This window comes from Streptacidiphilus melanogenes (genome assembly GCF_000787835.1).
Lineage (GTDB): Bacteria > Actinomycetota > Actinomycetes > Streptomycetales > Streptomycetaceae > Streptacidiphilus > Streptacidiphilus melanogenes.
This window is the reverse complement of the sequence record NZ_BBPP01000076.1, coordinates 1-20,556: the sequence shown is the minus strand read 5'-3', so window position 1 is coordinate 20,556 and position 20,556 is coordinate 1. Positions and strand designations below refer to the sequence as shown.

Genomic DNA, 20,556 nt, shown 5'->3' with positions numbered 1-20,556 from the left:
GGCCCGCGCCGTGGAGTGCGCCGCGGCGCAGGCCGCGGATGCCGAGCGCGGTCGCGGGGTTGCGCGCGGGCGCGTGCTTGGCCGCCAGCGCGGCCTTGCCGACGGCGCGCGCGGCCCGCTGCCGGTCGCCGCAGACGGAGGCCGCAGTCTCGTCCGCCCAGCGCTCGACGGTGTACGCGACGGCCGTGCCGACCGGCCGCAGCAGCGGGTTCGCGGCGGCGGCCAGGTGCGCGACGGCCACGAAGGCGTAGTGGTGCGCGCGCAGATGGGTGCGCTCGTGGGCGATCAGCACCTCGCACTCCCCCTCGTCGAGGGCGGCGAGCATGCCGGAGGAGACGACGATCCGGCCGGGGCGGCCCGGATGGCCGGGTAGGGCGTACGCCTCGGGGGCGGGGTCGTCGATGACGACGTACTCCCCCGCTCCGGGCAGGCAGGCCGCCTCGAAGCCCGCCGCGACCAGCGCCCGCAGCCGGCGCCGGACCAGCCGCAGGGCGGCCACCGCGACGACGACCAGCACCACGGCGGCCAGCGCCGCCTCGGCCTTGGAGACCGGGTCGGCCTGCTGGACGGAGCTGAGCGACCAGTGGCCGAGGAAGGCGAGCAGCGGCACCCGGATGAGCCCCGCCAGGACCAGCACGCCGAGCGCGACGGTGCTGCCGCCCGCGAGGACGACCGCCGAGCCTGCCAGCAGCCAGGTGGCGACGCGCGGTTCCAGCCGGTCGGCGAGCCGGGGCGCGGCCAGGCCCAGCAGACCGGGCAGGAGCAGCGGCAGGTAGAAGAAGAGGTGCAGCGCGTCGAGGCTGAGCGCGAGGTGCGTGAGGAGATGTGCGAGGTGGGACACGGCCGCCGCCTCTCAGTCCGCGCCCGGCGGGCGGGTGGGCAGCGCGCCGCCGAGCAGACCGCGCAGGATCTCCTCGTCGCCGAGGGAGAGGTCGTCGACGAAGCGGGCGAGCACAGCGTGCCGGTCCGGGTCGGCGTCAAGGGCCTGGCGCATCCGACGGGCCGTCATGCCGTGGCGGTCGGCGACGGGGCTGTAGGCGAAGGCGCGGCCCTGCTTGACGCGGCCGAGCAGACCCTTGTCGTGCATCCGGGTCAGCACGGTGACCACGGTGCTGTAGGCGAGCGCGCCGTCGAGGCGCTCCAGCACGTGGCCCGGGGTGAGCGCCTCGGGCGCGGCGGACTGGAGCAGTTCCAGGACCTCCGCCTCCAGCGCGCCCATCTGCCGCCTCTCGTTCATCTTCCGGCCATCTTCCCTTCACCTGCTACGGTCCTGTAGAACTTCGTGCAGCCCGAGTCTGCCACGGCCCGCGCCACCTCCACCACGAACACGAGAGATCCCGCTTCATGCACCAGTACCTGGCCTTCGACGGCTCCGGCATCGACGGCGGCCTCTTCAGCACCATCACCGGCCTCGCCCGCGACACCCGGTGGCTGAACACCCCGATGGACCTGTGGACCAACGCCGGCCTGGTGGTCTTCGCGGTACTGATGGTGGTCGGCTTCCTGCGCGCCCGCCGCCGCGACACCGCGGCGATGACGCTGGCGCTGGCCGCGCCCGTCGCCGTGGTCGGCGCTTTCGCCGTGGCCGAGGTCGCCAAGAAGCTCGTCGCCGAGATCCGGCCGTGCTACTCGATGCCGCACGCCTACATCGTCGAAGCCTGCCCGGTCCGCACCGACTACGCCTTCCCGAGCGGCCACACCACGACGGCCGCGGCCACGGTGGCGGCGCTGTGGCTGCTGGACCGGCAGCTGGCCTGGATCGCGACGGGCTTCGCGGTGCTGGAGGGCTTCAGCCGTGTCTACCTCGGCGCGCACTACCCCCACGACGTGCTCGGCGCGGCGGTGCTGGCGCTGCCGGTGGCGTACCTGATCAGCGCGGTGCTGGGGCGCTACGCGCAACCGGTCGTGGCGCGGCTGCGCACCGGCGCGCTGGAACCCCTGCTGACCCGCCGGCCCTCCGGCGCGCACGCCCGCTGAGGCGTGGCCGGGAATCGACCCGGCAAGCCGGGGCGGGGAACCATGGCAGGGGTGTCGCACGTATCCCCCACAGCCGGTTCCTAGCGGTTCCTGACGGACCGGCGTGCAACGTTCGGCCTTGGGAGTATTTGGTGACCTGCTTCTTCGACCCCTCGCACGGCTACGGCTCGGTCAACGTGGTCTGGCAGCCGCAGTGGGGTGTCCCGCGCCCGGTGCAGACGTGCCAGCAGTGCGCCCAGCGCATCGAGACCACGCCCCCGCCGTTCTACACGCCGCCGCAGGCCGCCGGTTACCCGCAGCAGGGCGGCTACGTCCAGGGCGGCTACCCGCAGCAGGGGTACCCCCAGCAGGGCGGCTACCAGCAGGGCTACCCGCAGGCCGGGTACCCGCAGCAGCCCCGCCAGGGCCACAGCACCGGCGCCGTCGTCGGCGCGGGCGTCGCAGGCCTGATCGGCGGCGCGCTGATCGGCGAGATGCTGAACGACGGCGACGACGACCGCCGCGAGCGCGAGGCCTTCGAGGAGGGCCGCGAGTACGAGGAGCGCCGCGACTTCGGCGGCGGCGGCGGCTTCGGCGGTGACGATTTCGGCGGCGGCGACTTCGACGGCAACAACGGCGACTTCTTCTGACCAGCTGAATCCCCGGCCGCCGGCCCCCGCTGGGGGCACGGCGGCCGGGGCGCGCCGGACGGCCGTCGCAGGGCCCGGACCTTCGGGCGGGAGGCCATCCGCCCTGCCCCCCAGCGCCGCGCCCGCGGTCGGCTCGGCCGGTCCGCACCGGCCCGTGCTGCCCCAATCCAGGGCGCTCCCCGCCTGAGCCGAGGCCTGCGGCCCGCCGGGCGGGAGGCCATCCGCCCTGCCCCCCAGCGCCCCGCCCGCGGCCGGCTCGGCCGGTCCGCACCGGCCCGTGCTGCCCCGATCCAGGGCGCTCCCCGCCTGAGCCGCGCCCGGGCCGGAACGCACCCGGCCTTTCGCCGCGGCGGTCAGCCGCGGTAGCGGGCCAGGAAGAGGGCCTCGGTGAGGGCGATGCCGGCGATCTCCTCCGGGTCCACGCTCTCGTTGGGCGCGTGGATCAGGCACTGCGGTTCGGCCACGCCCATCAGCACGATCTCGGCCCGCGGGTAGAGCTCGGCCAGCGCGCTGCACAGCGGGATGGATCCGCCGAGGCCCTGCAACGCCATGTCGCGGCCGAAGGCGTCACGCATCGCCGCGCCCAGCGCGGCGTACGCGGGGCCGTCGGTCGCGGCGCGGAAGGGCGCGCCGACAGGGCCGCGCTCGATCTCCAGCCGCACGCCCCAGGGCGCGACCCGCTCCAGGTGCGCGACCAGCGCGTCCTGCGCGGCGGCCGGGTCGGTGCCCGGCGGGACGCGCAGACTGAGGCGGGCGGCGGCGTGCGGCTGGACGGCCGCGGCCGAGCCGACCACCGGAGGGCAGTCGAGGCCCAGCACGGTGAGGGCGGGACGGGCCCACACCCGGTCGGCGATCTCGCCCTCGCCGCCCAGCACCTCGACGCCGTCGAGCAGCCGCGCGTCCGCGCGGAACCGCTCGGGCGGGTAGGCGAGTCCGGTCCACAGGCCGTCGCCCGGCAGACCGTCGACGGTGGTCGCGCCCTTGTCGTCGCGCAGCGTCGCCAGCATCCGGACCAGCGCGAAGAGCGCGTCCGGCGCGGCCCCGCCGAACTGGCCCGAGTGGACCTCGGAGGCCAGCGCCGCGACCCGCACGGTGACCTCGACGACCCCGCGCAGGCTGACCGTGGCCGTGGGCACGCCCGCCGCCGCGTTGCCGGCGTCGCACACCAGCACGGCGTCGGCGCGCAGCTCCTCGGGGTGGCTGCGGACGTAGTCCTCCAGGCCGCCGGTGCCCTGCTCCTCCGAGCCCTCGACCACGAGCTTCAGACCGACCGGCGGCTCCTCGCCCAGTTCCCGCAGCGCCCGCAGGGCGGTGAGGTGAGCGACGATGTTTCCCTTGCAGTCGGCCGCGCCCCGGCCGTACCAGCGGCCGTCGCGCTCGGTCAGGGTGAACGGCGGGGAGGTCCACGCCGCCTCGTCCAGCGGCGGCTGGACGTCGTGGTGGGAGTAGAGCAGGACCGTGGGCGCGCCCTCGGGCCCGGGGCGCTCGCCCAGGACGGCGAGGCTGCCGTCGCTGGTCTCGGCCAGCCGCAGTCCGGTGAAGCCCAGTTCGGCGAAGGCGTCACGGACCCACTCGGCGGCCCTGCGGCACTCCTGCTCCGGGTACTGCCGGGGGTCGGCGACCGAGGGGATCGCGACCAGCTCGGCCAGGTCGTTCCTGGCACGGTCCATCAACCGGTCGATCGCAGCGGCCAGTTGTTCACGCACGGGCGGTCCTTTCCTCGGGTGGGAAAAGGTCCGGCACCGGGACGCGGCTCATAAGCGAGCGCCGCGCCGCAGTGCCGGACCTTCGTACGTACCTCGTCAGGCCGTCGCGACGGCGGGCTCCTCCGCCGGCGGCGGCAGTTCGCGCAGCCGGGTGACCGGGGAGAGCGCCAGCGCGATGATCACCGCGGCGGAGAAGGCCGCGGCGACCTCCAGCGCGTGCTTGTTCCCGATGGCCCCGGACAGCAGACCCGCCGTCAGACCGCCCAGCGCCCCGCCACCGAAGAGCAGCATCCGGAAGCAGGCGGTCATCCGGCTCATCATCGACTGCGGTGTGGTGGTCTGCCGCACGCTGACGATGATCACGTTGGCCACGCCGAGACCGGCGTAGGTGGTGAAGAACGACACGATCATCAGCGCCACCACGGCCGGCTTGGGCCCACCCGCCACCACGATCACGGTCGGACCGAGCAGCAGCAGCGACTGGCAGACGAAGTACAGCGGTCCCAGCGGGAAGCGGGCGATCATCTTGCGGGAGATCGTCGCGCCGATGAGTCCGCCGATCGACGCCACCGAGAAGATCAGGCCCAGCGTGGCCGAGCTCAGCTTCAGGTCGTGCGTCCCGTAGAGCAGGAACATGGTCCACACGGTGATCATCGAGAAGTTGCAGCAGAACCCGACGAACGCCAGCCAGCGCAGGATCGGGTTACGGAAGACCCAGCTCAGTCCGGCCTTGATCTCCGCCTTCACGTCCCGTCGCACGGTCTTCTCCGGGCGCGGCTCGTCCACCCGGACGAGCAGCAGGGAGCCGACCGAGACCAGGTAGGAGACCGAGTCCACGACCATCGCCACCGGCGCGGTCAGCGCCGCCACCAGGGCGCCGGCGAGGCCGGGCCCGGCGACGTCGGAGATCGAGGAGCTGATCCCCATCTTGGCGTTGGCCTCGACGAAGTGCCGTGGGTCCTTCACCAGGGTGGGGACGAACGGCATCCAGCTCACGTCGTACAGCACCGAGGCGACACCGATGGCGCAGGCGAGGACCAGCAGCACCGGCATGGTGAGCGCGTGCGTCCAGTGCAGCACCGGGACCAGCCCGATCAGCACCATCCGCACCAGGTTGGTCACCAGCATGACGGTGCGGCGGCGGACCCGGTCGACCCAGACCCCGAACAGCAGGGCCAGGCCGATGTAGGGGGCGAGCTGCAGGAAGCGCAGCACGCCCACCTCGTCGTTGCTGGCCTTGAACGCGATGATCGCGGTCAGCGGCAGCGCCAGGTTGGTGACCTGGGTACCGAGCAGCGAAAGCGTCTCGCCGCCCCAGAACTTGAGGAAGTCCGCGTGGTGCCACAGGCTCGGCAGCGGCGCCTCGGCGACCTCGTCGGTCTGCGGTTCAGTGACCGACATTCGCCCTCCCGTCCTGGCGATCCGCGGCGTCCAGGGTGTCCTGGACGATGCGGGTCAGCGCGACCAGGGAGTCCCCGTTCCAGACCGAGTGGTGGGTGCCGGGGACGGTGTACTCCTTGAGCTGCGGCAGCACGCGCTGCCAGCGCATCTCGTCGGCGGGCGACTCCCCGGCGATGATGTGCACCGCCGGACCGTCGTGCACGCCGGCGATCTCGATGGAGTAGAAGCCCGCCAGGTGCGCCCGGAACACCGCGTACTGCTCGGCGAGCAGCTCCGCGTCGAACTCCTCCGGCAGCAGCCCGGACTCCTCGACGGCAGCGAAGACGAACTCCGCCTCGACGTCCTCGGGCCACCCGGCGAACAGCTTCAGCAGCTCGGCCGGGGTCTGGTCGGACAGGCCCATCATGTCCCTGATGTAGCGGATCAGGATGTCCCGCTCGGGCGGCAGCGGCTGCGGCGACGGCAGACCGGAGTCCACCATCGTCAGCACCGACACCCGGCAGCCCGCCGCGGTCAGCAGCTTGGCCATCTCGTAGGAGAGCAGGCCGCCCAGCGACCAGCCCAGTAGCCGGTACTCGCCCTCGGGCCGGAAGGCCCGCAGGATGTCGACGTACTCGGCCGCCAGGTCCTTGAGCACGGTCACCGGCTCGCGGTCGTTGTCGAAGCCGGGGGCCTCGAACCCGTACACGGGCTGGTCGTCGCCGAGCAGCCGGGTCAGTCCGGCGTAGGAGTACGCCGACCCGGAGACGGCGTGGACACAGAAGAGCGGGACCCTGCTCCCCTCGGGGTGCAGCGGGACCAGCCGGTCGAGGTCGAGGTCAGCCACGGGCCTTCGCCTCCTTGGCGGCGACCAGCTCGTCGACGACCTTGGAGATCGAGTTCAGCGCGGCGTTGCCGTAGAGCAGGCGGACGCTGATCCGGATCTTGAAGGACTTGTTGATCCGGCTGACCGCGCGCAGCGCCTGCAGCGAGTTGCCGCCGATGTCGAAGAAGCTGTCGTCCGCGCCGACCCGGGGCAGGCCCAGCACCTCGGCGAAGATCTGCGCGATCTCGGTCTCGGTGGGCGTCGACGGGGCGAGGTACTCGCGGCCGTCGCCGCTCTCGACCGGCTCCGGCAGCGCCTTGCGGTTGATCTTCCAGCCGTCGTTGTTCATCGGGAAGGCGTCCAGCGCCACCCAGGCGGTCGGCACCATGTAGTCGGGCAGCGACTCGGCCAGGTGGCTGCGCAGCTCGTCGGTGCCCGGCTGCTCGTCCACCGAGGTGAAGTAGCCCACCAGGCGGTTCTCACCGCGGCGGTCGGGGCGCATCAGCACCACGGCGCGCAGCACCTTCGGGTGCGACTGCAGCGCGATCTCGATCTCGCCCAGCTCGATCCGCAGGCCGCGCAGCTTGACCTGGTTGTCGATCCGGCCGAGGAACTCGATCTGGCCGTCCTCGCTCCAGCGCACCAGGTCGCCGCTGCGGTAGACCTTGCTGCTCGGGTCGAACGGGTCGGTGATGAACTTCTCCGCCGTCATCTCCGGCTGGTTGAGGTAACCGCGCGCCAGACCGCCCTCGGCGCCGCCGATCAGCAGCTCGCCGTGGACGCCCTTGGGCACCAGGTTGTTCCACTGGTCGACGACGTAGACCTGGCGGTTGAGCTGCGGCCGGCCGATGGGCGGCGGGGTCGTCCACACCTTCTGCTCGACCTCGTAGTCGGTCTGGCCGATGGCGCACTCGGTCGGGCCGTACAGGTTCAGGTAGCGGCGGCCCGGCAGGTTCCACTTGTTGACCAGCTCGGGCGGGAGCACCTCGGCGCCGCCCATGACGTACTTGAGGTCCGGGTAGGGCTCGGGCTCCATGACCGACTGCATCGCCGGGGGCAGCCCGGCGTAGGTGACCCGCTGGTCGCGCAGCAGCGCGGTCAGCGCCTCCGGGGACTGGGCGTCCTCGGGCGACACGGCCACCACGGTTCCGCCGACCAGGAACGCGGTCCAGATCTCGCCCTGCGACATGTCGAAGTTGAGCGCGGGCAGCTGGAGCAGCCGGTCCTGCGGGCCGAAGTCGAAGCGACGGCGGTAGGACTCGCAGAAGAAGGAGACCGCCCGGTGGGCGATCATGACGCCCTTGGGGGTGCCGGTGGAACCCGAGGTGTAGAGGATGTAGGCCAGCGACTCGCGGTCGGCCCACTCCTCCAGCGGCTTCTCGGAGTCGTGCTTCTCGATCTCCGCCCAGTCGGTGTCGATCTGCACCAGCGCCCAGCCGGAGGACTCCGGCAGCGCGCCGGCCAGCGGGGAGCGGGTCAGCACCACCGGCGCGCCGGTGTCGCGGATCATGTAGTCGAGACGGGCCGCGGGGAGCTTCGGGTCCATCATCGCGAAGGCGCCGCCGGCCTTGAGGATGCCGGCCATGGCGACGTAGGCGTCCAGGTCGCGGTCGATCACCGTGGCGACCACCTGACCGTGCTCCAGGCCCAGCGAGCGCAGGTGCCTGGCCAGCTTGTCGGCGCGGCGGTCCAGCTCGCCGTAGGTCAGCTCGACGCCGCGGCAGACCACCGCGACCGCGTCCGGCGTGTTCGCGGCGATCTTGGCCAGGCCGACGTGCAGCGCGTCCTCGGAGTACTCGGCGGTCTCGCCCTTGCCGACCGCGAGCAGCTCCTCCCGCTCGGCGTCGGGCAGCAACGGCAGCTGCGAGACCTTGAGCGAGCTGTCCTTGACCGCGGCGGCCAGCACCGTCTCCACGTGGCTCAGCAGCCCCTGGATGCGCCACTCGTCGAAGAGGTCCTTGGAGTACTCGACGAACGCCTTCAGCGTGTCGCCGTCCTCGACGAAGTCGATCGCCATGTCGAAGCGCGAACCGGTGGAGGCCAGGCTGACCGGCTCCGCCGTGGTGCCCTCGAAGTCGACGCTGCCACCGGAGTTGGCCGCGCCCAGCAGCTGCATCGAGATCTGGAAGAGCGGGTTGCGGCCGGTGACGCGCTGCGGCTGGATCCGGTCGACGATCAGGTGGAACGGGACCTCCTGGTGCTCGTAGAGGTCCAGGTTGGCGTCGAGGGTGCGCTCCAGCAGCTCCGCGAAGGTCGGGTCACCCGAGACGTCCGAACGCAGCACGACCATGTTGACGAAGAGGCCGACGACCTGCTCCAGCTCCTCGTCCATCCGGCTGAGCATCGGCACGCCGATGGGGATGTCCTCCTGGCCGGTGTAGCGGCACAGCACGGTGTTCAGCGCCGCGGCCAGCACCATGTACAGCGAGACGCCGTGGTCCTTGGCCAACTGGCGTGCCTGGATCAGCAGTTCGGACGGGTAGGGGCGGATCACCGAGTCGGCGCCGCGGGCCGGCACGGCCGGGCGGGGACGGTCGGTCGGGAACTCCAGGGTGGGCAGGTTCTCGAGCCGCCCGGCCCAGAAGTCCAGCTCCTCCTTCAGGGTCTCGCCCTGCATCTGCTCGCGCTGCTCGCGGGCGAACTCCAGGTAGTTGGAGCCCGTGTCGGCGAACTCCGGCTCGCGGCCCGCCAGCAGCGACCGGTAGGCCTCCGCCAGCTCCGCGTTGACCACGCCGGAGGACCAGCCGTCGGTCACGATGTGGTGCAGGTTCTGCATGAACACGTGGCTGTCGTCGGCCAGCTTGACCACGCGGTAGCGGTACAGCGGGCCCTGCTCCAGGTCGAACGGCTTGTTGGCGAGCTCTCGCAGCGACTCCTCGACCGCCTGCTGCTGCCCCTCCGCGTCGAGACCGGTGCGGTCCACGACCTCGAGCTCCACCTCGCTCGGCTCCGCCAGGAGCTGGTAGGGGGTGCCGTCCTCGGCGTGGATGGTCACCCGGAGCGCCTCGTGCCGGGCCACGATCAGCGTGAGGCTGCGCTGGAGCAGGTCGAGGCGGAGCGGACCGGTGAGCCGGGAGGCCAGCAGGATGTTGTAGACGGTGACGCCGGGGGTCAACTGGTCGAGGAACCACAGCTGTTCCTGGCCGAAGGAGAGCGGGGCCTGCGTGCTTACATCTGTGGAGGTCATGCGAGAACTCTCTGACTCGTGATCCGGATTCAGGGGGGAACGACAGCTGGGCACGTGGTGCGACCGGGGCCCTGGGGGCCGAGCGGTCGCACCACGTGCTGATCAGCCGAGCGACGGGGCGTCGGTGATGACTTCGGTCACGACTTCCGCGGGGTGACGAAGGTGTCGTTGATGACGTATCCGTCCAGGCCGTGCTTCTCGCCGTACTCGAGCAGGTCGCTCGTGGTGTTGAGGAAGCCGCGGCCGTTGTTGTTCAGCGAGGTGTTGCACAGCACGCTGAAGCCGGTGATGTCGCGGAACGCCACCAGCAGGTCGGCGATGCCGGGGTTGCGCTCGTGGGTGACGGTCTGGGTGCGGGCGGAGCCGTCGAAGTGCGTGACGGCCTTGAGCTCCTCGGTGGTGACCCGGTTGAAGAAGAGCATGTACGGGTCGTGCACCGAGCCGTGGAACCACTTGTCGGCGTCCTCCTCGAGGGCGATCGGGGCGATCGGGCGGTAGCCCTCGCGGCCCTTGATCGTGTTGAGGCGGACGGTGGTCTCCTCGGTGAACGGCGCGGCCAGGATGGAGCGGTTGCCGAGGGCGCGCGGGCCCATCTCGTAGCGGTCGCGGGCCCAGCCGATGATGTTGCCCTGCTCCAGGTAGCGGGCCACCTCGCTGTGGACCAGCGGGCGGACCTCGTACTTGGCCGGGTCGGGCTCGATGTCCTGCACGAAGTGCTCGCCGGCGTAGACGTCCCACTCGATGGAGGCGGTGCCGGTGTGGAACCACTGGGCGTCGATCGCGGTGCCGAGCGCCGAGCCGCTGTCGTTCGGGCACGGCGGCACGAACACCGAGGAGAACAGGCCGCTCTCGCGGAACTGGGCGTTCCAGTTGCAGTTCAGGCCGCAGCCGCCGGAGATGAGCAGCGGCAGGCCCTCGGTGAGGTTCTTCTCCGCGTAGTCGAAGAAGCGGCCGAAGATCGCGTCGGAGTGGGCCAGCGCCGCGTTGCGGTAGATCTGCGACTCGACGGTGGCGTTGTGCAGCGGCGACCACTTCAGGTCGTCCTTGTCGACGCCGAGGACGATGCCCTCCTGGGCGAGGATGAAGTCGATCGTCTCCTGCTCGGCCTTGCCGATCGGCTTGCCGTCGGCGAAGGCGGTCAGCGCCATCTGCTTGCCGGCGTGGCTGTAGTTGAAGAAGCCCTTGCCGGCCGGGTGCTTCGGGTCCGCCAGCGAGAACAGGTAGGCGTACTTGTTGCCCGGGTCGGACATGACGTGCTTGAGGTGGGTGACGTGGCCCTTCTCGTCGATGCGGTAGAAGGAGCCGATGTTCCCCTCCCACACCAGCGAGTAGTGCGGGGTGCCGGAGGCGGCCGGGGCCATGCCGTAGGCGGTCATGATGTGCGACCGCTCGTGGGTGGAGGAGAAGATCCGGACGTCCTTGCCGTAGAACCGGCCGGCCGTGTCCTGGATCGCACCGTCGCCGACGCCGAAGTAGCCGGCGCGGGACGGCGGCTCCACGGAGTGGAAGCCCTTGACCCAGCCGCTGAGCGCGACCACGTCGGGAATCCGGTCGAGGAGACCAGCGGCGCGGGTCATCACCTCGGCGGTCAGCCGGTCATAGCGCGGGAAGTTGTCCTTCTCCGACTCAAGGGCGAACAGCAGCTTGCCGTCCTCGATGGCGACGATCCCGCCGTCATGGCCCTCTTTGAATCCCAGGATCAACATGGTGGTTACTGGCCTTCCGTGGTTGTGATGGCTGCGCTCGGTTGCAGCGACCCGTGGTCGCGGTCAGTGGCGTGCCCGGCCGTCGGCCCGGGCGTACGCGAGGTGGTGGCACCGGGGCCGAACACGGGCGCGAGAGCCCGGTCGAGGTCGGTCAGCGCGCGCGACCAGACGCCCGGAGACGGCACGTAGTGGTTGTAGTAGCTGGCGCCCTCGGCGGGCGGTCCGAAGACCGCCACGCTGCGGTTGCCCGACTCGCCCCCGAGGGGGGCGAGGAAGCCGTCGCGGTCCAGCACCAGGTTTCCGCCGGGTCCGGTGACGGCCCACTTGCGCAGCGAGCGGCCGACCGGGTCGGCGTCGGAGTCGGCGGCGGGCCACTCCAGGTTGGCCCGGACCACCACGTCGGCGTAGATCCGGTACGGCACGGTCAGCTCGGTGGAGCTGAGGCACCAGCCCACCGAGTCCCGCTCCAGCCGCGGACGCGGTCCCGGGCCCGGGAGCACCACTCCGGCCTCGATCAGGTCGAGGACCTCGCGGATGCGCTCCTTCTGCGGGCCGATCACCGCCCGGTTCACCAGCGCGGTGTAGCGCCGCATGAAGTACTCGTGCGACTCGTCGGTGAGACCGGGCGGGTCCACCGCCGCGCGCAGACCGTCGCGGTGGTCCCGGAGCACCTCCAGGCCCTCCTTGACGGCACTGACGCCGAGTCCGGCCTCGGCCTCGCGCAGGTCCGCCTCGGCGCGCTCGACCAGCAGCTCGACGTAGCGCCGGTAGCTGTCCAGCGTGCCGTCCTGGTCCGCGGCTTCGGCCGGGTCGGCCTCAGCGCCTGCGGTGTCCGCGGCAGAGCGGAGGATCCGCGTCACCACGGCGGTCTCGGCCTCGGTGGCCGAGGCCATCCGGCCCAGCGCCTCCCGCAGCACCAGCGGTTCGACGTCGCGGGCGAAGTCGAGCCGGCCGTCCTCGGTGCCGGCCCGCAGCTCGGCGACGGCGTCGGCGGTCAGGTGCGCCGCCGGAGCCGCGCGCCGCTCCGTGGTGGTGGCCGGGCGGCCGCAGGGCAGCCAGCCGTTGCGGTTGGCCAGCACGATCCTCGGCTCACGGCCGGAGGGCCGGTAGCCGTCGGGGCCGAACTCGCCGCCGCGGCCGACGGTGAGCGAGGCGATGACGTCCATCGCGGTCAGGCCGGTGCCCAGCAGGGCCACGGTGACCCCGCCGGGTATCGCGTCCACCTGGTCGGGCAGCGGGTACGGCGTGGAGATCACGCCGTCCTCCGCGGCCGGGGCGGGCTGCGCCAGCCCGTGGCCGGTGGTGACGACCGCCAGGTCGACCCGGTGCCGCTCGCCGTCGGCCAGCGTCACCACGGCGCCGCCGCCCTCGGCTTCGCCTTCCAGCACCACGGACTCCGCCGCCAGCCGGATGTGACGGATGCTCAACCTATCGGGCACGCGCGCCGTCAGCTCGCCGGCGGCCCACTGGAGGTACTCGCCGAGCAGTCGGCGCGGCAGGAACTCGTCGAAGCGCACATCGCCCTGGGTGGTGCCGCACCACTCGAAGAAGCCCGGCCCGGGGGTGACCGGCGCGCCCGGCGTCATCGCCGGGTCGGAGAAGATGGTGAGCTGCGAGGCGATGGTGTTCAGCAGCAGGTAATCGGGCTGCTTGACCTGGTGGATCCCGATGCCGAGTTCGCCGGGCTCGATCAGCAGCAGTTCCACGGGCGGTCCGTCCGGGTCCGCGGCGGTGTGGCTGATCACGCGCTCCAGCGCGGACAGGCCACGGGGCCCGACGCCGACGACCGCGATCCGCAGGGGCTGAGTCACCAGCGGCTCGTCTCGCCGAAGAAGTCCGCGATCTCGTGCGTCAGGCCCAGCTCGCGGGCCCGGCCGAGAACGTGGTCGCCCAGCGCCAGGTCCAGCACGCCCAGGCCGAAGGGCGAGAAGACCACACCGCGGCTGGGCTGCGGCAGGGTCATCCCGCGCAGCACCGAGGCCAGCGTCCCGCTGACGAAGTCCCGGCCCCCGGTGGCCTGTTCGGCCAGGTGCGGGGAGGTGTTCGCCTTCATGCAGTGCTCGACGTCGTCGAAGTAGTTCTGCGCGGAGAGGATCACCTGCGGCTGGAAGTCCCGCAGCGAGATGTTCAGCGCCAGCTGCCCCGGGCGCAGCCCCTGACCGATGTACGGGGTGCCGGCCGTGGTCGCGGTGATCAGCGTCTGGGCCTTCAGGGCCTGCTCGAGGCTGCCGACGGCCTTGGCGTTCAGGCCCAGCTCCTCGTTGGCGAACCGGGCGAGGTTGGCCGCCGAGTCCGCGTGCAGGTCGAAGACCTCCAGCGACTCGATCGGGTAGCCGGTGGTGACCAGGTAACGGAGGATGGTGCGGGCGATGACGCCGGCCCCGATGATGGCCACCTCGCCGCTCGGCGGCAGGTAGCGGGCGAACGCCCGGGCGGCCACGGCCGCCGAGGCGGCGGTCCGCACCGCGCTGATCCCGGCCGCCTCCAGCAGCGCCTTGGGGTAGCCGGTGGCGTAGTCGTTGAGCACCAGCACCGCCGAGGCGCGGGGCAGGCCCTCGGCCACGTTGCCCGGGAAGCTGGAGATCCACTTGATGCCGACCGCCCGCTCCTGCTCCTCGAGCTCGATCGAGGCGGGCAGGGCGATGATCCTGGCCTCGGGCTTGTCGGGGAAGCGCAGGAAGTAGCTGTCCGGGTTCACCGTCAGCCCGGCGTCGTGTCGCAGGTAGGCGTCCTCGACCAGGTCGACGATCTGGTTCGCCGAGGTGTCGAGGATGTCCTTCACGACCTTGCCGGGGACTACCTCAAACGAGAACATGCAGGTCCTCCTTGGGGGACTGGTCGGTCTGGGCCGGCTCCAGGGCCTGGGCCAGGCCGCGCTCGATCACCCAGTCGTCGTCGTACACGGAACCGAGGTAGCGCTCGCCCAGGTCGGGGGCGATGGCGACCACGGTGGCGTCGGGCGGGATCTGCCCTGCCTCGCGGCGCACGGCGGCCAGCACCGTGCCGGTCGAACCACCTGCCAGCAGGCCGGTGTTACGGGCCAGCCAGCGGCACTCCCGGACGGTCTCCCACTCGGGGATCAGCACCACCTTGTCCGGCGAGTTGCTGTCCAGCAGCGGCGGGCGCTGGCTGGTGCCGAGGCCGGGGATGTGCCGGACGCTGGGCTCGCTCTCGAAGTTCACCGAGCCGACCGCGTCGACGGCGATGATCCGGGTGCGCGGGCTGCGGCGACGGAAGTAGTCGATGCAGCCCATCAGCGTGCCGCCGGTGCCGACCCCGAGGAACAGGTAGTCGACCTTGCCGAACTCCTTGAGCACCGAGGGGGCGGTGGCCTCCTCGTGCGCGGTCGGGTTGCCCGGGTTGGCGTACTGGTTGAGCCAGTGCAGCGAGGGGTCCTCGGCGAGCCGCTGCTGGATGTAGGAGATCCGGGTGCCCAGGAAGCCGCCGTTGGGGTCGCGCTGGTCGACCACCACCACGTCCGCACCCAGCGCCCGCATGATGGCGACCGCGGTGGCGTTCGAGTTGGGGTCCGTGACACAGGTGAGGTGGTGGCCGTTGGCCGCGCAGATCACCGCGAGCGCGATGCCGAGGTTCCCCGAGGTCGACTCGATGAGACGGATCCCGCTCGGGTCGTTGACAGCGTTCTCGGCCGCCTTGACCAGGCCGCGCGCCGTCTTCATCTTGATGGAGCCGCCCGGGTTGAAGCCCTCGACCTTCATGAAGAAGCGGTCGAGGCCCGCCACCCCCGGGACACGGACGAATATGTCGTCCAATATCAGGTCGTAGACGTTGTCAGCTATCAACGTGATCCCTCGGAATCGGTGGTCTCGGAGCCTCAGCGGCTGCGGCTGGAGCGGCGGCGGCGGGCGTGGAGCTCCTGCAGGGAGACGACCCCGAACTCGGTGCGGCCGGCCGCGCGGATCGCCCGTACGACGGCCAGCAGCGCGGACGCGGTGGTCACGTAGGGCACCGAGTGCTGGGCGGCGCAGGTCCGGGCCAGACGCTCCACGGGGCGCGGCGCGCCGATCGCGGAGAGGCTGACCACCAGCGCGAAGTCGTGCTCGGCGATGCGCTGCAGGAGCTCCGTGTGGGCCTTGTCCTGGTCGGAGACGACCTCGTCGGGGACGAAGCCGCGCTGCTCCAGCGTGGCCGCGTTGCCCTCCTCGGCGGTCACCTCGAAGCCGAAGCCCCGCAGCGTCCGCAGGGCGGGGACCACGTGGTCGACGTGGACGTCCGCGGTCGAGACGAAGACCCGGCCGCCGAGCGGAACGGGGAACCCGGCCGCCGTCTGGGCCTTGGCGAAGGCGGCGTCGAAGCCGCTGTCGATGCCCATGACCTCACCGGTGGACTTCATCTCCGGGCCCAGCACGCTGTCCTGGCCGGTGTTGTCGGCGGCGCGGAAGCGGTGGAAGGGCAGCACGGCCTCCTTGACCGCGACCGGCGTCCCCTGCCGCACGTCCCCGCCGTCGCCCTCGGCCTGCAGCAGGCCCTCGGCGCGCAGTTCGGCGATGGTGGCGCCGAGCATGATCCGCGCCCCGGCCTTGGCCAGCGGCACGGCCGTGGCCTTGGAGACGAACGGAACGGTGCGGCTGGCCCGCGGGTTGGCCTCCAGCACGTAGAAGGTCTCGTCCTTCAGCGCGAACTGGATGTTCAGCAGCCCGCGGACGCCCAGCCCGGCGGCGATCGCCTCGGTCTGGGCCCGCACCGCGGCGATGTCGCCGCGGCCCAGGGTGAGTGGAGGCAATGCGCACGCGGAGTCGCCGGAGTGGATCCCGGCCTCCTCGATGTGCTCCATCACGCCGCCGAGGTAGACCTCGTGCCCGTCGCAGAGCGCGTCGACGTCGATCTCGATCGCGCCCACCAGGAACTCGTCGACCAGCAGCGGCTGCTCCGCGGAGATGCCGGCGACCCGGGAGAGGTGGTCGGCCAGCGCCTCCGGGCCCGGCAGGATCTCCATGCCGCGTCCGCCCAGCACGTAGGAGGGACGCACCAGCACCGGGTAGCCGATCCGCTCGGCGATCTCCTCGGCCTCGGCCGCGGTCCTGGCCATGCCGTGGCGCGGGGCGATCAGCCCGGCGGCCGCCAGGATGTCGGCGAAGGCGCCGCGCTCCTCGGCCAGGTGGATCGCCTCCGGCGAGGTGCCGGCGATGGGCAGGCCCGCGTCGGCCAGTCTCCGGGCCAGCCGAAGCGGCGTCTGGCCGCCCAACTGGACGACGACGGCCACCACTTCGCCGTGCGCGGACTCGGCCTCGTAGACCTCCAGGATGTCCTCGAAGGTCAGCGGCTCGAAGTAGAGCCGGTCGGAGGTGTCGTAGTCGGTGGAGACGGTCTCCGGGTTGCAGTTGACCATCACCGTCTCGTAGCCCGCCGCCCGCAGCGCGAGCGAGGCGTGCACGCAGGAGTAGTCGAACTCGATGCCCTGGCCGATCCGGTTCGGCCCGGACCCGATGATCATCACCTTGGGCCGCGGCTCGCCGCTGGGGACTACCTCGGACTCGGCGTCCGGGTCGGACTCGTAGACGGAGTAGTGGTACGGGGTCGACGCGGCGAACTCGGCGGCGCAGGTGTCCACCGTCTTGTAGACCGGGCGGACGCCCAGGCGGTGCCGCAGCTCCCGCACCCCGTCCTCGCCCCGGCCCTCGCCCCCGGCGTCCGGGTGCAGCGCGGCGATCTGACGATCCGACAGCCCCTGCTGCTTGGCGCGGCGCAGCAGCTCCTCGTCCGGCTCCCGACCCAACTGGGCGGCGGCGACGAGCTCCTCGCGCATCTCCACCATCGCCAGCACCTGGTCGACGAACCACGGGTCGATCCCGCTGGCCTCGTGCACGTCCATGACGTCCGCGCCGAGCCGCAGCGCCCGCTCCACGGTGTAGAGCCGGCCGTCGTGCGGGGTGCGCAGCGCCTCCAGGGTGGCGGCCAGATCCGCGCCCTCCGGGTCCGGCGTGGTCCAGAAGCCGGTCTCGGTGTTCTCCAGCGACCGCATCGCCTTGCCCAGCGCCTCACCGAAGGTGCGGCCGATGGACATCGCCTCGCCGACCGACTTCATGGTGGTGGTCAGCACGGGATCGGCGGCGGGAAACTTCTCGAAGGCGAACCGGGGGGCCTTGACCACCACGTAGTCGAGCGTCGGCTCGAAGCTGGCGGGGGTGACGCCGGTGATGTCGTTGGGGATCTCGTCCAGGGTGTAGCCGATCGCCAGCTTGGCGGCGATCTTGGCGATCGGGAAGCCGGTGGCCTTGGACGCCAGCGCGGAGGAGCGGGACACCCGCGGGTTCATCTCGATCACCACGAGCTGGCCGGTCCGCGGGTTGACCGCGAACTGGATGTTGCAGCCGCCGGTGTCCACGCCGACCGCCCGCAGCACGGCGATGCCGACGTCGCGCATGTGCTGGTACTCGCGGTCGGTCAGGGTCATCGCCGGCGCGACGGTCACCGAGTCGCCGGTGTGCACGCCCATCGGGTCGACGTTCTCGATCGAGCAGACCACCACGACGTTGTCGTTGCGGTCGCGCATCAGCTCGAGCTCGTACTCCTTCCAGCCGAGCACGCTCTCCTCGATGAGCACCTCGCCCATCGGGCTCAGCTCCAGGCCGTTCCCGGCCAGCGACTCCAGCTCCTCGGGGGTGTGCGCCATCCCGGAGCCCAGGCCGCCCATGGTGTAGGACGGGCGGATCACCACCGGCAGGCCGAGCTCGGCGACGGTGGCCCGCACCTCGTCCATCGAGGAGCACACGGCGCTGCGCGGTGTCTGCGCGCCGACGGAGGCCACGATGTCCTTGAACAGCTGGCGGTCCTCGCCGCGGGCGATGGCCTGGATGTCGGCGCCGATCAGCTCGACGCCGTACTTCTCCAGCACGTTGCGCTCGTGCAGGGCGACCGCGACGTTGAGCGCGGTCTGCCCGCCCAGCGTGGCCAGGATCGCGTCCGGGCGCTCCCGGGCGATCACCTTCTCCACGAACTCCGGTGTGAGCGGCTCGACATACGTGGCGTCGGCGAACTCGGGGTCGGTCATGATGGTCGCCGGGTTGGAGTTGACCAGGCTGACCCTGATGCCCTCCTCCCGGAGCACCCGGCAGGCCTGGGTGCCGGAGTAGTCGAACTCGCAGGCCTGACCGATGACGATCGGACCGGAGCCGATCACCAGTACATGGTTGATGTCCGCGCGGCGTGGCATCAGCTGTCCTCACTCATCAGACGGGTGAACTGGTCGAACAGTGACTCCGCGTCGTGGGGTCCGGCGGCGGCCTCAGGGTGGTACTGGACCGAGAAGGCGGGGGTGTCCAGACAGCGGAGACCTTCTACCGCACCGTCGTTGGGACATTGGTGCGAGACGGCGGCCCGGCCGTAGGGGGTGTCGAACTCCTCGCCCGGCTCCCCGGCCACCGCGAACCCGTGGTTGTGGGCGGTGATCGCCACCCGGCCCGTCGCGGCGTCCACCACGGGGACGTTGATGCCGCGGTGACCGAAGCGCATCTTGTAGGTCTCGCGGCCGAGCGCCCTGCCGAGGATCTGGTTGCCGAAGCAGATCCCGAACAGCGGCAGCCGCCGTTCGAGGACCGCGCCGGCCAGGCGCACCACGTCGTCCATGGCGGACGGGTCGCCGGGGCCGTTGGACAGGAACACGCCGTCTGGCTCGACCTCCAGCAGCCGGTCCAGGGTGCTGGTCGGGGGCAGCACGTGACACTCCGCGCCACGCTCCGCCAGCAACCGCAGCGAGTTGCCCTTGACCCCCAGGTCGAGCACCGCCACGCGGAACCGACGGGTCCCCACGGCGGGCACCACATAGGGCTGCACGGTGCCGACCCGGGCCGCGAGCGCGGCTCCGGCCATGGGCGGCGCGGCGAGCACCCGGGCGGTCATCTCCTCACGGCCGGCGAGCGCGTCACCGGAGAACACCCCGGCGCGCATCGCCCCGCGGTTGCGCAGGTGCAGGGTGAGCGCCCGGGTGTCGATCCCGGAGACGCCGACGATCCCCTGACGCTCCAGCTCCTCGCCGAGCGAGCGCTGCGAGCGCCAGTTGGAGGGGCGCCGGGACAGCTCCCTGAGCACGTATCCGGCGACCTGGATCCTGGACGACTCGTCGTCCTCGCCGGTCCAACCGGTGTTGCCGATGTGCGAGGCGGTCTGCACCACGATCTGTCCGTGGTAGGACGGGTCGGTCAGGGTTTCCTGATAGCCCGTCATGCCGGTGCAGAACACGGCCTCACCGAGGGATGCCCCGGTCGCTCCGAATGCTCTGCCGACGAACAGAGTCCCGTCCTCCAGAACCAGTGCCGCATTCTGCGTGGACGCACCCATAGCTTCTCCTAAGGAAATCCAGGCAGCCCGGATACGGGTGCCTGTGGAACCAGAAGTGAATTCTGCGGAGTAGCCGTCGGGCGAGCTACCGGGTCGGCGGGGCGACGTCCCAGCCGACGTCACCGGGCAGCGCAAGGGCGTACGAGCTGCTGCTTTCCGGGTGATGGGCGGCGACTGCGGAGCGGGCTGCCGGCAGTGAGAGGGCACAGAGCACGCCGATCAGGGTGACCAGTACGGGTGAGAGCGCCTTGGTAGTCAATGTGCCCATCCTGTAGTTGTTCGCTGACTGCTCGACTCCTCCATCCTCGGTCGAGCCCCGATCGAGAGCCAGGGCCCAGAAGGCTCGGGAACTTGCATTGCAAGGAGTGGAGGGCAGACGCCTCGATGCGGCGGTCCAGAACGGTGCAGTCCGGACGAGCGAACGCATTTCGTCGGCCAACACGGCCGCACGCGCCATAACTGACGCCAAGTCAGTCTAAGCGGGGTTGCCTGCAAAGCGTGAGGGCCAGGCTCCGATATGTGACACTGTCACGGTCGGCAGCGTTGCCGGAGAGTGAGGTACCGCTGGGGGGCGCCTTCCTTGGAGCCTCCCGCGCGCGCCCGCGGAAAGGCACGGCACTGGGGAGGGAGCGGCTCAATGAATGGCCGGGAGACGGGGGACGCGCCCGAATCGGGGGATGCGGGCGTGCCGAGCGGCCAGGGCTCGAAGGCCGGACTGTCCATGCAGCTGGTGGCCTCTGCGGTCGAGCAGCTCGAAGAGCTCATGCACAGCGTGGACGAACTGAAAAGAGCCGCAGGCCTCTCCCTGGGGCGAGCCGAGGAGTTGCGAAGAATGCTCAGCGATTCC

The 20,556-nt window shown here is 71.4% G+C and carries 16 protein-coding genes; 3 read left to right on the top strand and 13 right to left on the bottom strand.

Features of this window, described 5'->3' with window-relative positions; translation table 11 throughout:
- Both TR49_RS38030 and TR49_RS38025 read right to left on the bottom strand, forming a co-directional pair.
- Positions 1 to 841 (bottom strand): M48 family metalloprotease (locus TR49_RS38030; protein WP_052434974.1); only part of this gene is annotated, 841 nt, incomplete at its 3' end.
- Positions 842 to 853: 12 nt separating this feature from the next.
- On the bottom strand, positions 854 to 1,237 hold the full coding sequence (locus tag TR49_RS38025; RefSeq protein ID WP_042390699.1) for a BlaI/MecI/CopY family transcriptional regulator: 384 nt from the start codon (positions 1,235 to 1,237) through the stop codon (positions 854 to 856).
- Positions 1,238 to 1,344: 107 nt separating this feature from the next.
- Here TR49_RS38025 and TR49_RS38020 point away from each other — a divergent pair, with 107 nt between their 5' ends.
- Positions 1,345 to 1,977 carry a phosphatase PAP2 family protein gene (locus TR49_RS38020; RefSeq protein ID WP_042390696.1) on the top strand — a complete coding sequence of 211 codons (633 nt, stop codon included), beginning with the start codon at positions 1,345 to 1,347 and terminating at the stop codon, positions 1,975 to 1,977.
- 131 nt (positions 1,978 to 2,108) lie between these two features.
- On the top strand, positions 2,109 to 2,606 hold the full coding sequence (locus tag TR49_RS38015; RefSeq protein WP_052434973.1) for a hypothetical protein: 498 nt from the start codon (positions 2,109 to 2,111) through the stop codon (positions 2,604 to 2,606).
- Positions 2,607 to 2,959: 353 nt separating this feature from the next.
- Here the strand turns inward: TR49_RS38015 and TR49_RS38010 are convergent, their stop codons facing one another.
- From TR49_RS38010 to TR49_RS43390, 11 genes are all read right to left on the bottom strand, one after another.
- On the bottom strand, positions 2,960 to 4,312 hold the full coding sequence (locus tag TR49_RS38010; protein WP_084725828.1) for a dipeptidase: 1,353 nt from the start codon (positions 4,310 to 4,312) through the stop codon (positions 2,960 to 2,962).
- A gap of 96 nt (positions 4,313 to 4,408) precedes the next feature.
- The gene (locus TR49_RS38005; protein ID WP_042390693.1) at positions 4,409 to 5,713 is read right to left on the bottom strand and encodes an MFS transporter; all 1,305 of its coding nucleotides are present in this window, start codon (positions 5,711 to 5,713) and stop codon (positions 4,409 to 4,411) included.
- Positions 5,700 to 6,539, bottom strand: coding sequence for a thioesterase domain-containing protein (locus tag TR49_RS38000; protein ID WP_042390692.1), 840 nt, complete (start codon positions 6,537 to 6,539; stop codon positions 5,700 to 5,702). The genes TR49_RS38005 and TR49_RS38000 overlap by 14 nt, the downstream gene beginning before the upstream one ends.
- Positions 6,532 to 9,705 (bottom strand): non-ribosomal peptide synthetase, encoded by a 3,174-nt coding sequence (locus TR49_RS37995; protein ID WP_042390690.1) that lies wholly within the window; start codon positions 9,703 to 9,705, stop codon positions 6,532 to 6,534. Before TR49_RS37995 ends, TR49_RS38000 begins: the two co-directional genes overlap by 8 nt.
- 137 nt (positions 9,706 to 9,842) lie before the next feature.
- A complete protein-coding gene (locus TR49_RS37990; protein ID WP_042390688.1) occupies positions 9,843 to 11,411 on the bottom strand; it encodes a carbamoyltransferase C-terminal domain-containing protein in 1,569 nt (522 codons plus the stop codon).
- Positions 11,412 to 11,416: 5 nt separating this feature from the next.
- On the bottom strand, positions 11,417 to 13,222 hold the full coding sequence (locus TR49_RS37985; RefSeq protein ID WP_052434972.1) for an FAD/NAD(P)-binding protein: 1,806 nt from the start codon (positions 13,220 to 13,222) through the stop codon (positions 11,417 to 11,419).
- Complete coding sequence (sbnB, locus tag TR49_RS44280; protein WP_042390687.1) at positions 13,219 to 14,226, bottom strand: 2,3-diaminopropionate biosynthesis protein SbnB; 1,008 nt, start codon at positions 14,224 to 14,226, stop codon at positions 13,219 to 13,221. Before sbnB ends, TR49_RS37985 begins: the two co-directional genes overlap by 4 nt.
- Positions 14,213 to 15,214 carry a 2,3-diaminopropionate biosynthesis protein SbnA gene (gene sbnA, locus TR49_RS37975; RefSeq protein WP_236653723.1) on the bottom strand — a complete coding sequence of 334 codons (1,002 nt, stop codon included), beginning with the start codon at positions 15,212 to 15,214 and terminating at the stop codon, positions 14,213 to 14,215. Before sbnA ends, sbnB begins: the two co-directional genes overlap by 14 nt.
- Before the next feature lie 32 nt (positions 15,215 to 15,246).
- The gene (gene carB, locus TR49_RS37970) at positions 15,247 to 18,585 is read right to left on the bottom strand and encodes a carbamoyl-phosphate synthase large subunit (protein ID WP_042390685.1); all 3,339 of its coding nucleotides are present in this window, start codon (positions 18,583 to 18,585) and stop codon (positions 15,247 to 15,249) included.
- Positions 18,585 to 19,709, bottom strand: coding sequence for a glutamine-hydrolyzing carbamoyl-phosphate synthase small subunit (gene carA, locus TR49_RS37965; RefSeq protein WP_042390683.1), 1,125 nt, complete (start codon positions 19,707 to 19,709; stop codon positions 18,585 to 18,587). Before carA ends, carB begins: the two co-directional genes overlap by 1 nt.
- Before the next feature lie 85 nt (positions 19,710 to 19,794).
- A complete protein-coding gene (locus TR49_RS43390; RefSeq protein ID WP_152627689.1) occupies positions 19,795 to 19,977 on the bottom strand; it encodes a hypothetical protein in 183 nt (60 codons plus the stop codon).
- 369 nt (positions 19,978 to 20,346) lie between these two features.
- On the opposite strand from TR49_RS43390, the gene TR49_RS46195 reads away from it, so the two are divergent.
- A partial coding sequence (locus TR49_RS46195) for a hypothetical protein (RefSeq protein WP_042390680.1) occupies positions 20,347 to 20,556 on the top strand: 210 nt, incomplete at its 3' end.